We start from the raw sequence: 16,619 nt of genomic DNA on the forward strand, positions 1-16,619 counted from the left end.
ACGTCTGCTCAAGTAAAGTGACTTGCTCAGGTGTTGGATAAATACGGTATTTATATGCTTTTTCATTCATAACTCACAATAACACGCTTATTCATGTGAGTTGTATATTAATTTTACAAATTGTGAGTTTTCAAGGCATTGCCTTGACCGCTTACCTCCCCTACCTAAAAGGAAGGGGTTTCACGCGGAGTTTCGATGAGAACTTACGAATTAAGAAGGCGCGTTGCCGCCACAATAATTTACGTATGTTGTTTACCTGCATCCGTTTACGGCGATTATCCCTAGCATTAGTGGTACGATTAAAATTAGCCTGTATCTTTTCTTTCCGTGCAAACACTTTATTTACTACATAAACGTAATAGCAAGCACAACTATCATTTTTATTTTTGATAAAAACTTAATCATAACATTGCTAATGTGAATATTTTATGACAAGGTTTGTCATCTTTCGTATTCAATCAACTTGAAAAGGAAAGCTCGAGTACCTGAAATGTTCTATTCGGGATATATTTTTTAGTTGATCAAAGACTGTCGTCGATAATGAATCATTTTCTCAAAGGAACTAGATATATACCCTTTATCTCCATAGAGTGATCCCAAGAGATTATCGGTCATAGCAGGCACGGGTTTTTTATCATCAACATTGGCTGTTGTTACCTTTACCGAAATGATACCCCTTGCTAGTTGAGCATAAGTGAAGTTTAAAGCCATATAACCATCCTATCGTCCCAAAACCTTGTTTAACTACCCTCTCAAATAAGCGATGCCGTGGAATACGTAAGTTATGACAGACCTGTAGCTTGGTTGAACCAACTAACTCGGTGCGAGTAAGTTGGACTTGGCGGTGAAACAGATAAGAACAAAGGGAAATCAGAGCAATTTATATCAATTTACGCATTTGCGTATAGCTGACCAAATCAGGAAATTCACCTGTTAGGTGAAGGTAGATATATTGCATATAATACGTTTTAGAATTACAAAATCCAGATTTATGAAAAGATACAATGATCGTTATTACTTCACTGATTGAAAGGCGAAAATATCTATTTCTTGTTTTGAAATTTGAGACCAAATATTTTTTCTAAGCAGAAAGGAAAACCTGACAGAAATCGTCAATATCGGTAAAAAAAGCGTCTAACTTATTCATGATTAAGTCCCTTGGCTACTAATGATTTAATCAAAATGATTAGCTTTTGACTCGCACATTTAGTTCATTTTTTATGCGAAGCTTAAATTAATCACCCTCCAATCTTCTTTGTTTCGTTCAGATACGGACTATATTCCGTAGGACGCGTTTGTTGACGCCATGCTCGGTGTTATCCATTTTTAATAGAGACAACTACACCTACAAAGGGATATCTTGATCCTAACATCAGTCAAGCTCACTGAGACCTACCTCTTTAAATTGTTTGTATATAGATCTCAGTGTAAACAATTATTCCCATTCGATGGTTGCAGGAGGTTTACCCGAAATATCATAAACTACACGGCTGACGCCATTCACTTCGTTTATGATGCGGTTAGATACTTTACCTAGGAAGTCATAAGGCAAATGAACCCAGTGAGCAGTCATGAAATCAACTGTTTCAACGGCACGCAGACACACTACCCAGTCGTATTTACGGGCGTCACCCATTACACCAACAGAACAGACGGGCAAGAATATTGTAAATGCCTGAGACACTTTGTTGTACAGATCCGCATTTTGCAGTTCTTCAATAAAGATTGAATCAGCATAACGCAACAAATCACAGTACTCTTTCTTAACTTCACCTAGGATACGCACGGCCAAACCTGGACCAGGGAACGGATGACGGTGAAGTATATTGTATGGAAGACCCAATTCAAGCCCAATTTTACGCACTTCATCTTTGAACAGTTCTTTCAATGGTTCAATCAAACCCAGTTTCATATCATCAGGTAGACCACCCACATTATGGTGAGACTTGATTACATGGGCTTTACCAGTCTTAGATGCGGCAGATTCGATGATATCTGGATAAATAGTTCCTTGAGCAAGCCATTTTGCATTTTCTAATTTGCTCGATTCTTCATCAAAAATATCAACAAACACGTGCCCGATCTTTTTACGTTTGGCTTCTGGATCTGAAATACCTGATAGCGCTGATAGGAAGCGTTTTTCAGCTTTTACGTGAATGATATTCAACCCAAAGTGACCGACAAACACATCCATCACTTCGTATCCCTCATTGAGACGAAGCAATCCGTTATCGACAAATACACAAGTCAGTTTATCACCAATTGCTTGGTGGAGAATCATTGCAACAACAGAGGAATCTACACCACCAGACAAGCCAAGGATCACTTCGTCGTCACCTACTTGTTCTTTGACTCGCGCAATTAAATACTCAACGATTGCTGAAGAGTTCCATAGCTTCTCACAGCCACAAATATCAATAACAAAACGCTCTAGTATACGGTTACCTTGACGGGTATGTGTCACTTCAGGGTGGAACTGCACACCATAAAAATTCTTTTCTTCATTCGTAATTGCCGCATATGGACAATTATCAGTTGATGCAGATTTCACAAAATCAGACGGGATTTCAACCACTTTATCACGATGGCTCATCCATACATCTAACACGACAAAACCTTCATCGTTCAATGAATCCTCGATACCTTCAAATAGGCTACTAGGCTGATTGATAGTCATTTTCGCATAGCCAAACTCACGTTCATTTGAATCAGTAACTTTACCACCTAGCTGTTCTGACATGGTTTGCATGCCGTAGCACACCCCTAAAACAGGTACGCCTGAATTAAACACGTATTCAGGTGCACGCGGTGAACCCCCCTCAGTCACGCTTTCTGGGCCACCAGAAAGGATTATGCCGTTTGGGTGAAAATAACGGATATCTTGTTCTTCAATATCCCAATCCAAAATTTCACAATAAACACCAATTTCACGGATACGACGAGCAATCAGTTGAGTGTACTGTGAACCAAAATCAAGGATCAAAATACGTTGTTTGTGAATGTTTTTTAACATTTCGGATTATCTCAAGAAATAATTAACACAAGGGGAAAAGAAACCATTTTAAAATACGTTGTTACATATTACTGACCCGTACGATAGTTAGGCGCTTCTTTGGTAATAGTTACATCATGCGTATGTGATTCGGTCATGCCTGCTCCCGTGATACGGACGAATTCAGCCTTAGTGCGTAAGTCTTCAATCGTGGAATAACCCGTCAGACCCATACATGAGCGTAATCCGCCCATTTGCTGGTGAATTATCTCTTTCAAAAATCCTTTATACGCAACACGACCTTCAATACCTTCTGGCACCAGTTTATCTGCAACACTATCCCTTTGGAAGTAACGCTCAGACGAGCCTCTTGACATCGCACCTAGTGAACCCATTCCACGGTAAGATTTATATGAACGACCCTGATACAACTCGACACCACCTGGTGATTCTTCGGTACCCGCCAGCATTGATCCAACCATCACACAGGAAGCACCCGCTACAATCGCTTTACACAGATCTCCAGAGAAACGAATCCCTCCATCGGCAATGACAGGAATATCATGTTGATTAGCGACTTCTGCAGCATCCGAAATTGCCGTAATTTGAGGAACACCAACACCAGTAACTATACGGGTTGTACAGATTGAACCTGGACCAATACCAACTTTTACTGCATCTACACCTGCATCAATCAATGCCAATGTGCCAGCGGCAGTCGCCACATTACCAGCGATAATTTGTAATTCTGGGAGAGCTGCTCGGGTCTCACGTATGCACTGTAGTATACCTTCAGAATGTCCGTGTGAAGAGTCAAACAACAGAACATCTACACCAGCTTCAACCAGTGCGTTGATACGTTCTTCGTTACCCAAGCCCACCCCCACAGCTGCTCCGACACGCAAACGACCTTTATCGTCTTTACATGCATTAGGTTTACTGTCGGCTTTTTGGAAGTCTTTTGCTGTAATCATACCGCACAAGTGGTGATTATTATTAACCACCAATACTTTTTCAACACGGTGTTGTTGCATAAGCTTCTGAACTTTTTCGTGACTTGCACCTTCTTTCACTATAGCGAGACGCTCTTTTGGTGTCATGACTTCCGAGATCTTTTTATCTAGATCTGTCACGAAGCGTACGTCACGACCGGTGATGATACCCATCAGTTCATTATTTTCAGTGACAACTGGATAACCTGCAAAGCCATTACGCTCTGTTAACACTTTTACATCGTGGATAGTTTGTTCGGGGGTAACAGTTACTGGATTAGAAACTACCCCCGCTTCGAAAATTTTAACTAGTCTAACCTGTTCAGCCTGCTGTTCAATGGACATATTTTTGTGGATAAACCCGATACCGCCTTCTTGCGCAAGCGCAATGGCTAAACGGGCTTCAGTAACAGTATCCATCGCTGCAGAAATCAGAGGGACATTCAAGGAAATATTTTTCGTTAAACGGGTATGTAAATCTGCCATGTTTGGTAGAACCATAGAATGTGCTGGAACCAGCAAAACATCATCAAAAGTTAGAGCCTCTTTCACTATTCTTAGCATTGCAATATCTCACACCAAATTAATATCCGAGAATTCAAATATTGCCGACGTATTATACTGACAGTATCAACCTTTGGCTACAAATTTCCTCGAAAACATTTGGCTTCCATTTCTACCCTAAGTACCATAGCATACCTCCCAGATAATCAAGACTTACATGTCGATGTATCCTACTAACGATAATATCTATAACGTTTCACAACTCAATTCAGATGTTCGGCTTTTACTCGAGAACGGTATGGGGATTGTCTGGTTGATTGGGGAGATGTCGAATTTTTCAATGCCTATTTCCGGACACTGGTACTTCACCTTAAAAGACTGTGATGCTCAGATCAAATGCGTCATGTTTCGTGGCAATAATAACCGTGTAATGTTTACACCCACTAACGGAAACCAAGTTCTCGTTCGGGCTCGTATCTCTCTCTACGAGCCAAGAGGTAATTTTCAGATAATAGCCGAAAGCATGCAGCAGGAAGGAGATGGTCTGCTCCAACAACAATTTAAAAAACTCAAGTCTCAGCTTACCTCAGAGGGGTTACTTACCAAAGAAATAAAACGATCGTTGCCAAGGCAACCTCGTAAAATCGGAATTGTGACGTCAAAAACAGGCGCGGCTTTGCCCGATATTCTTAACGTATTAAAACGCCGAGATCCAACCCTCTCAGTGATTATATACCCTACCAAAGTGCAAGGTAAAGATGCGGCAATTCAAATTGCTCAAGCCATTAGACACGCAAATAGTCGTAATGAATGTGATGTTTTAATCGTAGGCCGTGGCGGTGGTTCTCTAGAAGATCTGTGGGCTTTTAACGAAGAAATAGTGGCAAGAACTATTGCAGCCAGTATTATTCCAGTTGTCAGTGCCGTCGGTCATGAAGTGGATTTCACCATATCTGATTTTGTTGCAGACGTTCGCGCTCCAACCCCATCAGCCGCCGCTGAATTAGTCAGCCATGATATCTCCCTACGCATTCAACAGCTATCCCAACGAACTGATCGATTGGCACACACATTTACAACACATATTTCTCACTACATTATAAAACTCACCCACCTAGTACACAGACTCGCGATGCGCAACCCACGGGTACAGCTACGACAACAAACACAGCAGTTTGACGAATTAGAACGCCGGATCTGCAAATCAATCTCCCAGAAACTGCAAAGTAACAGAGAACATTTAAACCATTCAATTCAACGCATAAAACGCTACTCATCTTCCAATCAAATTCCTCAACTAAAGACTCAACTAGGATATTCAGAACGACGTCTTATTGATGCTATACCCAACCAACTACGGCAACAACAACATGCTCTAGCACTACAAGTAAAAACACTAAACGCGATAAGTCCCCTTACGACACTGGTGCGGGGCTATTCGATTACCTGCAACCAAAATGGGCGGATCTTGAAATCATGCAAAGATGTCTCTGTTGGAGAGGTGATTACCACTTCCCTTTCGGATGGTGAAATTCAATCCGAGATCCTATGGGAGAATCCTAGTAGATAACATGATCTAAGTTTGAAATTATGCCATTATGGTATATATTTTTGGTTCAAACACGATTTGACCGTTAACTCCTGATTTAACCTCAAAGATGCATAAGCGCTCGCTTATCAAACTGAATCATCTGGATGCTCGGCTTATTTGGTTGAAATGAATACGCGATAAACCCCGCCAGCAAGTTGCCCATAAAACTAACGCAACCAAAGTGCCGAAAATGCTCGATTTAAGAGATGTTTTTTTAGTTGGTCAAAAACGGTTTCAATAATAAATTATTTCCGGAGCATCAGGTAGTTCCAAAGTTTCATCAGTTTTGGTTTTATATTCTTTTTTACACCCGTTATAAGTATCACTCCCTTGTCTGCAAATTCCCGCTCCAATGGACCATTGATATAATATTTATCTCCGTATAAAACCCCTCAGAGTTCGTCAACCATTTCCGATACATGGTTTCTATCATCCACGTTAGTCGTCGTCACTTTGACTGAGATAATACCACCTTGATCATTGATAATGAAGGTATAATTTGAAACCGTAGAACCACCACATCGTTCCTTTTCCTCGCTTCGCCGTACCTTTGAAATCTGATGTCTGAGAATGCGTAGGTTGTGATAAACCTGTAGCTTGAACGAATAAACGAAGGCAATCCCTGTCGACCTTACCTGACAGTGAGTGATGTAAAAACAAAGCAAAACTAGAGCACCTTGCATAAGCTTGAGTATTCGCGGGTAGTTGATTAATTCAGGAAATTTGGTGGTGAGATAGCGGCAAACAAAGTGGATGTAATAGGTTTTTAAGTCTCGATACCCTGATTGATGAAAAGCTATCACTATCGTCATCGACGAAAACAATATCTCAGTTATTCATACCAAGTCCTTATGCAATCAATAGTTTTTTCAAACAGTCAGATCTCGACTTTGGCATTTAGTTCATTTCTTATGCGCAGCTCAGGTTGATTTAATCAACAACGCCATTTCGTTGCTAAAACTCCGTGAAATAGACTGATTATTGATCATACGTTCAATAGGTTGTTCTTCTTGTGAAATATTTATTTTCATGGTGATAATTATAGCTACTGTTGACGTTAAATGTCGTTTTTGCTAGCAAACAAAGACGATTTAAAAGCATGGTATCCGTAACAGTGAACACCAACGATTCCATATTACCCGCCAGACAGACGAACTTCCAAAGTTATTGGATACATAAGCATAAAAAGAGTATTTATCAATACAACTCCCGAAAGCATAAGTTACATACTCTGTATATGGATTTTTTACAGCACACATAACTATATTTGTAATATAAAACAGAGATATAAGCATAATATAAATACAGGCCGTAATCTAACCTCAGCTCTGTATAAGCGCTGCTTTTTCAAGCCGAGTAGTTTTGAGGTTAGTCTTTTTTGGTGGGAAACATATACAAAATGAGTCCAGTAATAAGGGTGACCATAAAGCTCACCCAAGTTCAGTGCCGAGAGTGCTCGATTTAGGATATGTTTTTAGTCGGATAAAGACTGTCTCGATGATAAATCATTTTCTTAACATAAGACGATCCCAAAGCTTCATCACTTTTGGTTCCATGTTCTTTAGTTTATTCATGATGAGATTAACTCCTCTCTCGACGCGAGTTTTTTCAAGGAAGCTAGATATATACTCCTTATCTCCAGAGATTATCAGGCACGGACTTTTTGTCATAAACATTAGTTGTTGTTACCTTTACAGAAATGAGACCCCCTTAGTTGTTGATAATTAAGGTGGCATTATCTCAGTCAAAGTGACGACGGCTAACGTGGATGATAGAAACTCTGTATCAGAAATGGTTGACAAAATTTGAGGGGTTTTATACGGAGATAAAGGTTATATCTCTGGTCCACCGGAGCGGGAACTTGCAAATAAGGGAGTGACACTAATAACAGGTATAAAAAACATGAAATCCAAAGTGATGAAGCTTTGGGATCGTCTTATGTTAAGAAAATGATTTATCATCGAGACAGTCTTTATCCGACTAAAAACATATCCTAAATCGAGCATTCTCGGCACCGATGTGGGATACGCTTTATGGTCAATCTGATTGCTGGACTTCTTGCTTATACGTTCTAACAAAATAACCTAGCCTTAAAATCACTCGGTAGGGAAAAACCACGCTTATACAGATCCCAGGCTGATTAATCAGAGTTCACCGATTATCTGTTAAATGAACGAATATTTTACCTCAGGTGGATCGATTTTTAATCGGCGCAGGTGGATAAATTTTACATTGGCGGTGGCGTTGTTTCCCCCAACTATATGAACTAATAGCAATTCCTCCGATCAGATTATCATGGAGTTAAGCGGGAGGTTATCATGGATAATAAAAAGGTCTAACACGAGATTAGCAATCTGGAAACAATATAATCAAGCATTAGTCAACCGTAGCTCAGTGACTTTTTGGATAAACGTCGCTGCTATTAAGGCATACCATTGTCTAAAGCATCACGCTCCTCGTGGCTAGGGGTTTATATTTTCAGATACCGAGGTTGAAACGGCACTGATGGTGAAAGGTATTTTTAAACTCCCACTTCATAAATTAGAAAACTTTCTTAATTCGGTTCTTACATTGAGAAAGATCCCGCTGAAATCCCCTACATACATCTGTATTAGTAAGCGTTCGAAGACACTAAAAGTTAAGTACCATTTGCTGAGTCGAGGAGCTGTCTACCACGTCGTTATTGATACCACAAACCTAAAAGTATACTACGAAGGTGAATGGAAAACACGTAAACACGATTAAGGAAAATCGGTGTATCTGGCTCAAACTTCATCTTGCCGTTGATGTGTATACTCATGAGGTTATTCTTGCAGAAGTTAGTCTAGTTTTTGTGGGTGATAATGAAGTTTTACTTATATGGATTAACCCATTACAGCGAAAGATATAGCAAGTCAGTGCTGATGGAGCCTATGACACAAAACATGTCACCACGTACTGAAGAACAAAGAAATAACGCCCAGTATTCCACCTCGAAATGCAGCCAATTGGCGTCTATCACGTCAAGCATTTTAATACAAGTAGTTCCTTCGTTTTTTTGCTATAGTGAATTGCGACGGCTTTACGCAGGTGATTCGCTTATACCAAACTCCTAAACCCACACCCGTGGTGTCCATGGGATGTGAGTTACATTCTATCACACGCAAATATCATCTATCTAACCAAATTAATATTGAAAATTGAGTCCTCGCTAATAGCGTTTTTCTAGAATCCTGAAACAGTCAGATTCTGCAAAAGGCAGAGCGATAACGAGAATAAAAACCATATCAATTAACCACTATCAGAAGCAAATAATTCAAAGAATAAACCATGCTTGGGGTGGAAGAGACAAACCAAATCCATCCTTCTCCTACAAAACACACATTTTAAGGGATTACGACCTGCTACCTCTTAGAAAAACTCTGCATAGCTGATACATTTGGTCTAGCTCATCATTGCATCCACCAAGTCTCCTGATGCCCTCGATATCACTTCATACCACTTCTTAAAGCGCGCTGTCTCTTGAAGATAATAACGTCTAACTCATTGAAACTATTTATGAAAGATATGCTTAACCAGCCTGACAACAAATACCTGAGCATCCTATGTCTCATCCGTTTTTAACTTCATTTTATGTAATTGATAGTAATACCTAACTATCCTAAATAAGCCTATCGGCGGGGATGATAAATAGTTAGTTAGGTATGGTATTAACCCTCGGTAGCTTTTGCTTAGGACTCTATTTTTACGACCATTGCCAAGATTGGCATAGAAACCATCAGGATAATTAGCCCATAAGGTTATTATCACATATTGACGCGCCGGAAACTCAATCTCCATTAACTTCAGTAAGTGTTTTTGCCAAAGTAATCGTAACTGAAATAACGATAAATTTTGAAACACTTTCCAATCCTAGTTTGAAGGAAAGAATGCACCTTCAGCCAGTATCACATGTAAATGTGGATTGTAGTTGCCATTATGACTATGGGTATGGATGAAAACAATGATGGCGATTTCACACACATCGGTCTTAAAGTGCGCCTGAATCAACTCTGATAAACAGGCTTCCGCCAAGACCAAACCCAGAATATAAACGCTTCTGATTGGAGTGATGATGGATAGGAATACGAAGTTGCTCGGGAAAAGTTAAGACAACTTGCCGATAGTTCACTCTAGGAAACAGGCGGACGCCTATTTTAAGCATACTCTCCCGTGCATAACGCCTTCCACATTGCGGACAAGCTTTCCCCTTACAACTAAAGTTAACTTTATGTTGCCCTTGACCGCAACCCAAGCATTGGTAACCGGCAAAGCCGTTTTCTAAGCTTCAGCATCTTAGCGATTTCTGAATGATAATAATCAGTGTCATAGCGGGGATTACTGGATACGAATATGGCCAAATTCATAGTAAAAATACGTTTAAAGCGAAACAGTTTAGATTTGATACCTTTGAAATTTATTCATGCCTTTTATCTGTTCAATCGTGCTAAATGTATCACAAATAGGGACATGCCTTAAGCCCCTCCTCATATAGTTTTTGGAAGTAAATTCTTAGGTGAAAGGCTCGGTATTATATCGTATCATCCATTTTTGATAGAGCTAACCACATCTACAAAGCAATGCCTTGAGTATTGCCATCAATAAAGCTCGCGGAAAGATTCATCTTCAAGTTCAAGTTTTTTTAGTATAGATTATATCGGATGCCATGACCCATAAATCACCGCTTATTTTTTTTACGATCTTTCACCATCTTATTTACATGCTTCCGATGATGTGATTTGGAGATCGTCAGTTTAGCTACTTTACTTACATACGGATTTTCACTACTTTGGAATTGTATGCGAATCGGTGTACCCATTATTTTTAGTGAGTGACGATAGTAGTTCATTAAATAACGCTTATACGTATCAGGCAGATCTTTAACTTGGTTACCGTGAATAACGAAGATAGGTGGATTATACCCCCCTGCATGCGCATATTTCAACTTCACACGCCGCCCACGAATCATCGGAGGTTGATGATTATCTTGTGCCATCCCCATAATACGTGTTAATACTGCAGTACTGATACGCTTTGTTGCAGATTCATACGCTTCCTTAATGGATTGAAATAGGTGATCAACCCCTGTGCCATACAGTGCTGATATAAAGTGAATACGTGCAAAATCAATGAAGCCTAAACGACGATCAAGCTCAGACCTCACACGATCTTTGATAGGCTTGTCTAATCCATCCCATTTGTTTACTACAACCACAATTGAGCGACCAGCATTCAAGGCAAAACCAAGCAGGCTCAAATCTTGATCTGAGATATTTTCACACGCATCAATAAGCAGCAACACGACATTTGCGTCTTCAATCGCCTTTAGGGTCTGGATAATAGAGAATTTTTCTACTTTCTCGCTCACATGTTTACGACGACGTACACCAGCAGTATCAATGATAACGTATTCACGACCGTCACGTTCCATTGGAATGTAAATCGAATCGCGCGTCGTACCTGGAATGTTGTAAACAACGACACGTTCCTCACCTAGAATACAGTTGGTCAGAGTTGATTTACCAACATTAGGTCGACCGATGATACTGAATTTGATGGGTAAACCACGTAGACATTCAAGGGAAGTTTCTGCATCTTTTTCCGTCAGCTTTTTATCTTCATCATGAATATTTTCTTCACCCTTTAAGTCAAGAACAACTGCTTTAGCTTGGTCAGTAGCCAATACTTTTGCGTATGGCTTCAAAGCGTGATCTATCAAAGCCAAAACACCACGACCATGTTCAGCAGCGATTTGGAACGTATACTCCATCCCTAACTGCCAAAACTCGGCACTCGCTACATCAGGATCAATACCATCAACTTTATTCACAACCAAGAATGTTGTCTTTTCACGTGAACGGAGATACTGAGCAAGAGTTTCATCAGCTAGTGTCAATCCAGTGCGTCCATCAACCATGAACAGCACAATATCAGCTTCTTCAATGGCCACTAATGATTGTTCTGCCATTTTTCTTTCAATACCTTCCTTGGTGCCATCAATGCCGCCAGTATCAACAACAATAAATTCATACTGACCCAACATCGCTTTTCCGTATTTACGATCCCTAGTCAATCCTGGAAAACTAGCAACAAGCGCGTCACGCGTACGTGTTAATCGATTAAAGAGTGTCGACTTCCCAACATTTGAACGCCCAACAAGAGCTACTACAGGAATCATACTGACCTCTTAAAATTTAGTTTTTATGTATAGTATCAGCTCCTTAATTAGTAAGACTAGGAGTCAGAAATTTTATCTTGTATAAAAAACGCCTAAATCTAAATATATTGTAACTATTGGATTCGTCTTTTACTCAAACTTCCAGATCGCGTGATAACAAGATAACCATCATCGACTTGAATAGGTGGTACAGAAATACCACTATCATCAAGTCTTTGCTGTGCCACAAACTCACCAGTCTCATGATTTAACCAATGTAAGTAACCTTTACGGTCACCTACCACAACATATCCTGATATTAATGCAGGTGGGGTAAGCTGGCGATGTTCAAGGTTTATGTTTATCCAAATTCTCGTACCACTACGTGCATCGAGCGCCACTACATGATCCTCATCCGTGATCAGGAACAGGTAACTTCCTACAACTAAAATATCTGTTGAAGAGCTATAGCTACGTTTCCAAACAGTACGGCCTGAATGAAGATCGATGGCAACTAATTTTCCATTATAACCAACAGCGTAAAGCATAGAACCAGAAACGACTGGGGTTGAATCAATATCAACTAATCGAGCAATTTCAGTCCCGCCTTTCGGGTTAGAAATCGTTTGTTGCCAGATAATGTTACCGTTATCAATGTACGCCGCACCTACTCGTCCGTTGGCCATGCCCCAAAAAATACCACCGGAAATCGATATTGGCGAACTATCACCACGCAAGGTCAAGTTTGGTATATTATTGGAGAAACTCCAGAGCTGTTCACCTGTTTCCGCTTCGTAAGCAGAAAGTACCCCTAGACTTGAATTCACCACAACAATACCTTCGTCGACCAACGGTCTCGACAGAATCTCTCCCTTCGTTTTAGTACGCCAAACCACCACTCCCGTTTTTTCATCCAGCACAATCAATTCGCCAGTTTCAGTACCCAGATAAAGTTTCCTGTATGATGCAGTAATACCACCAGAGAACAAAGTAGGCATCTCATTACTAAAGTTGATACACCAAAGTGTTCTTCCACTCTGCAAATCAATGGCACTTACTATGCCATTGCGATCAGCAGCAAACACTTTATCGTAGGCAATCACCGGCGTGAGTTTACTAAAATAGCGACCCACGCCATCTCCCACTTTTGAAGACCAAAGCTGTACTGGTATAAATTTGCTTTTCACCACAGGTGTGGTGGCCATTTTGATAGAATCTTCTTCACCTGCACAACCCACGATCAACGATGCTAGCAAGGGTAGCGTACCAATAAGTTTCCATCCCGTATTCATCAGTATGAGGACCTTATTGGGACAAGTTGTGAAGTTTCATTTGAACCACAGGATTCGAAGCTGCTGCAATCGATGCCAGATACGCTGAACGAGCCGTTGCATTATCGCCTTTCTGCCGTTTAATGTCACCACGAAGTTCTTCAACCTGTGCAGTCCAGCTCTCAACCGTGATTTTATCCAACTCTTGCAATGCTATGTCAAGATTGTTTAATTCAATTTCTACACGAGCCAAACGCATTGTGGCAATAGGAGTCAATATTTCATTTTTTTCCGACTGAACTGCACGCAATTGCTTTCCGGCTTCAACCAACTTATTCTCTTTTATAAACGACTTAGCTAAGTGCAGCGAAACCAAAGAGGCATATATTTCACCATCATGTTCACTAATAAAAGATGAGGCTTTTTGTTCAGCCTTGGCATCGCCAGCTCCCAATGCAATAACCACTTGAGTATAAACTTCTGATGCCTGCTCACGACTTACTTCTTGCTCCGCCTGTAAATAGAACCATCCATAAAAACTACTCACTCCAATAATTACACTGATACAAGCAGGTTTAGCAATATTCAAAAACCATTGCCTAATCACTTCAATTTGTTGTTCTTCTTTGGTATAAGCGTCCAATTTTTATCCTCTCTTAAACTAATTGAGCCAATTTACCGGCTACATCATCCTGAGAAATAATCAGCTGCTCGCCACTTTTAAGATCTTTATAAGTCACCATATTCTGTGATACTTCCTTTTCACCCAACACCAGTGCAACAGAAGCACCTACCTTGTCCGCACGTTTGAATTGCTTTTTAAAGTTGCCTCCACCGAAATGCATCATCACGCGAAGACCTATTATTTTCTCACGCAATACTTCTGCTAGCTTCATACCAGCGATCAACGTACCTTCACCCGTAGTGACCATGTAGACATCTACAATAGGACGGGTTTTATTTAACCCCAAGGTTTCGATGAGTAGAACTAAACGCTCAATGCCTATGGCAAATCCAACCGCAGCCGTGGTATCTCCGCCTAATTTTTCAACCAGACCATCATATCTGCCACCACCACAAATTGTGCCTTGCGTACCCAATTTTCCAGTGATCCACTCAAATACAGTGCGATTGTAGTAATCCAGACCGCGTACCAATTTCTCGTTGATCGAGTATTGGATTCCCACGGAATCCAACAGTTCACATAGACCTAGTAAATGTTGTTTTGATTCATTATCTAAGTACTCATAGAGCTTAGGTGCATCTGTCAATACATCTTGGATCTCAGGAACTTTAGTATCAAAAACCCTCAGTGTATTAGTGTGCATACGGCGTTTACAATCATCATCCAGCACAGATTCATGTTGTTGAAGAAAAGCCACCAACGCTTCACGATAGTTCGCTCGTGTTTCAAATGAACCGATAGAGTTCAACTCAAGGTGAACATCATCTATAATACCTAAAGCTCGCCAAATGCATGCTGTAATCATGATTAATTCAGCGTCAACGTCAGGACCGGTCAAGCCGAAGACTTCTACACCGAACTGGTGAAACTGACGATAACGACCTTTTTGTGGACGCTCATGACGGAACATTGAACCCATATACCACAGTCGCTGTTCTTGGTTATGAAATAGACCATTTTCCATTCCAGCACGGACGCAGCTTGCGGTTCCTTCAGGTCTCAGTGACAGACTATCGCCATTACGATCTTGAAAAGTATACAGCTCTTTTTCTACCACATCGGTCACTTCACCGATAGCGCGATAAAAAAGATTCGTCATTTCAACAATCGGCGTCCGAATCTCACTGTAACCGTATGTGTGTAAGATTTCTTTAATCGTGCCTTCCACTCTTTGCCAAAGTGCAGACTTTGTAGGTAGGCAGTCATTCATACCTCGAATTGCTTGAATTATTTTTGCCACGTTAGTTCTCGTCACCGATATTATGTTCTTGTGTGAAGTTTTTTCATGTTTACTTCGTCTTTAATATTAATACGGTTTTTTTTATCTAGCATTGCTGCTTTTGCTCGAATCTTCGTTTCCAGCTGGTCGATAAGCTTATCATTGTCAAAACGTTCTTTTTGTCGCTTTCCCTCGTCGTAATACGCACTTCCTCTATTGCTTCCCGCCACACCAATATGTGATGCTTCGGCTTCTCCAGGACCATTAACCACACAACCAATGATCGAAACATCCATAGGAACAACGATGTCTTCTAACCGTTGTTCCAGTGTGTTTACGGTGTTTATCACATCAAACTCCTGACGGGAACATGTCGGACACGCAATAAAATTAACACCTCGTGAACGAATACGCAGCGACTTAAGAATATCAAAGCCGACTTTAATTTCTTCTACCGGATCCGCGGCTAAAGAAATACGAAGGGTATCACCAATCCCTTCACTCAGCAGTAAACCAAGACCCACTGCTGATTTTACTGCACCCGAACGTGCACCACCTGCTTCGGTGATACCGAGATGTAGTGGTTGATCAATACGACTGGCAAGTTGATTGTAAGAGTCTACAGTTACAAAGACGTCGGAGGCTTTCACACTGACTTTAAACTGATCAAATTTCAGGCGTTCAAGGATATCAACATGCCTCATAGCCGATTCAACCAAACCTTCTGCTGTCATCTCACCGTACTTTTCCTGCAAATCACGCTCTAGGGAGCCACCATTTACACCAATCCGAATAGAAATGTTTTTATCACGGGCTACATCGACCACAGAACGAATACGTTGTTTACTACCAATATTACCTGGATTAATACGTAAACAGTTGACACCATATTCAGCAACTCGGAGCGCGATTCGATAATCAAAATGGATATCTGCGACTAAAGGCATGCTTGTCTGCTCACGAATATGCCTAAAAGCCTCTGCAGCATCCATAGTAGGCACGGAAATACGAACAATGTCTGCACCAATTTTTTCTAGAGTTTTGATCTGCCTAACCGTCGCTTCAACGTCAGTTGTACGAGTATTTGTCATTGACTGGACTGCTATAGGTGCGCCGTCGCCAATTGGCACATCACCAACATAGATACGTGTTGATGAACGACGTTTAATCGGAATTCCATTATACATTAG

10 protein-coding genes and 5 pseudogenes are annotated in these 16,619 nt (G+C 40.6%); 3 read left to right on the forward strand and 12 right to left on the reverse strand.

What is annotated here, in order from left to right; translation table 11 throughout:
* From BTN49_RS19945 to guaB, 4 genes and pseudogenes are all read right to left on the reverse strand, one after another.
* Nucleotides 1-70, reverse strand: a 70-nt coding sequence (locus BTN49_RS19945; RefSeq protein ID WP_146679147.1) for a helix-turn-helix domain-containing protein, incomplete at its 3' end; no start/stop codon positions are given.
* A 443-nt stretch (nucleotides 71-513) separates the two neighbouring features.
* A pseudogene (locus BTN49_RS19950) lies at nucleotides 514-880 on the reverse strand (transposase).
* 555 nt (nucleotides 881-1,435) lie between these two features.
* A complete protein-coding gene (gene guaA, locus BTN49_RS01610; protein ID WP_097355746.1) occupies nucleotides 1,436-3,013 on the reverse strand; it encodes a glutamine-hydrolyzing GMP synthase in 1,578 nt (525 codons plus the stop codon).
* Nucleotides 3,014-3,081: 68 nt separating this feature from the next.
* Nucleotides 3,082-4,548, reverse strand: coding sequence for an IMP dehydrogenase (gene guaB / locus BTN49_RS01615; RefSeq protein WP_097355747.1), 1,467 nt, complete (start codon nucleotides 4,546-4,548; stop codon nucleotides 3,082-3,084).
* Nucleotides 4,549-4,711: 163 nt separating this feature from the next.
* Between guaB and xseA the strand changes: the two genes are divergently transcribed.
* A complete protein-coding gene (gene xseA / locus BTN49_RS01620) occupies nucleotides 4,712-6,058 on the forward strand; it encodes an exodeoxyribonuclease VII large subunit (RefSeq protein ID WP_097355748.1) in 1,347 nt (448 codons plus the stop codon).
* A 266-nt stretch (nucleotides 6,059-6,324) separates the two neighbouring features.
* On the opposite strand, the pseudogene BTN49_RS21650 reads toward xseA, so the two are convergent.
* Both BTN49_RS21650 and BTN49_RS01635 read right to left on the reverse strand, forming a co-directional pair.
* Nucleotides 6,325-6,891: pseudogene (locus BTN49_RS21650) on the reverse strand (transposase).
* Nucleotides 6,892-7,584: 693 nt separating this feature from the next.
* Nucleotides 7,585-7,749 carry a transposase gene (locus tag BTN49_RS01635; protein WP_158523563.1) on the reverse strand — a complete coding sequence of 55 codons (165 nt, stop codon included), beginning with the start codon at nucleotides 7,747-7,749 and terminating at the stop codon, nucleotides 7,585-7,587.
* A 55-nt stretch (nucleotides 7,750-7,804) separates the two neighbouring features.
* Here BTN49_RS01635 and BTN49_RS21655 point away from each other — a divergent pair.
* Together BTN49_RS21655 and BTN49_RS17040 are read left to right on the forward strand one after the other, a co-directional pair.
* Nucleotides 7,805-8,154 (forward strand): annotated as a pseudogene (locus BTN49_RS21655) (transposase); the annotation flags it as partial.
* A gap of 250 nt (nucleotides 8,155-8,404) precedes the next feature.
* Nucleotides 8,405-9,070, forward strand: a pseudogene (locus BTN49_RS17040) (IS5 family transposase); the annotation flags it as partial.
* Between the two features lie 1,018 nt (nucleotides 9,071-10,088).
* Here the strand turns inward: BTN49_RS17040 and BTN49_RS01655 are convergent.
* The 6 genes and pseudogenes from BTN49_RS01655 to ispG form a co-directional block, all read right to left on the reverse strand.
* Nucleotides 10,089-10,367, reverse strand: a pseudogene (locus tag BTN49_RS01655) (transposase zinc-binding domain-containing protein); the annotation flags it as partial.
* Nucleotides 10,368-10,775: 408 nt separating this feature from the next.
* Complete coding sequence (gene der, locus BTN49_RS01660; RefSeq protein ID WP_097355755.1) at nucleotides 10,776-12,275, reverse strand: ribosome biogenesis GTPase Der; 1,500 nt, start codon at nucleotides 12,273-12,275, stop codon at nucleotides 10,776-10,778.
* Nucleotides 12,276-12,388: 113 nt separating this feature from the next.
* Complete coding sequence (bamB, locus tag BTN49_RS01665) at nucleotides 12,389-13,546, reverse strand: outer membrane protein assembly factor BamB (protein ID WP_190319180.1); 1,158 nt, start codon at nucleotides 13,544-13,546, stop codon at nucleotides 12,389-12,391.
* Between the two features lie 13 nt (nucleotides 13,547-13,559).
* A complete protein-coding gene (locus BTN49_RS01670) occupies nucleotides 13,560-14,168 on the reverse strand; it encodes a YfgM family protein (RefSeq protein ID WP_097355757.1) in 609 nt (202 codons plus the stop codon).
* Between the two features lie 13 nt (nucleotides 14,169-14,181).
* Nucleotides 14,182-15,450: a histidine--tRNA ligase gene (gene hisS, locus BTN49_RS01675; protein WP_097355758.1), complete on the reverse strand. Its 1,269-nt coding sequence runs from the start codon at nucleotides 15,448-15,450 to the stop codon at nucleotides 14,182-14,184.
* A 20-nt stretch (nucleotides 15,451-15,470) separates the two neighbouring features.
* The gene (gene ispG / locus BTN49_RS01680; protein ID WP_097355759.1) at nucleotides 15,471-16,616 is read right to left on the reverse strand and encodes a flavodoxin-dependent (E)-4-hydroxy-3-methylbut-2-enyl-diphosphate synthase; all 1,146 of its coding nucleotides are present in this window, start codon (nucleotides 16,614-16,616) and stop codon (nucleotides 15,471-15,473) included.
* Nucleotides 16,617-16,619: the final 3 nt, after the last annotated feature.

The organism is Candidatus Enterovibrio escicola (assembly GCF_002464935.1).
Classification (GTDB): Bacteria; Pseudomonadota; Gammaproteobacteria; order Enterobacterales; family Vibrionaceae; genus Enterovibrio; species Enterovibrio escicola.

Coding starts and splice junctions, on each gene's coding strand:
- guaA (WP_097355746.1), bottom strand. CDS start 3,013: ATGTTAAAAAACATTCACAAACAACGTATTTTGATCCTTGATTTTGGT.
- guaB (WP_097355747.1), bottom strand. CDS start 4,548: ATGCTAAGAATAGTGAAAGAGGCTCTAACTTTTGATGATGTTTTGCTG.
- xseA (WP_097355748.1), top strand. CDS start 4,712: ATGTATCCTACTAACGATAATATCTATAACGTTTCACAACTCAATTCA.
- BTN49_RS01635 (WP_158523563.1), bottom strand. CDS start 7,749: ATGACAAAAAGTCCGTGCCTGATAATCTCTGGAGATAAGGAGTATATA.
- der (WP_097355755.1), bottom strand. CDS start 12,275: ATGATTCCTGTAGTAGCTCTTGTTGGGCGTTCAAATGTTGGGAAGTCG.
- bamB (WP_190319180.1), bottom strand. CDS start 13,546: ATGAATACGGGATGGAAACTTATTGGTACGCTACCCTTGCTAGCATCG.
- ispG (WP_097355759.1), bottom strand. CDS start 16,616: ATGTATAATGGAATTCCGATTAAACGTCGTTCATCAACACGTATCTAT.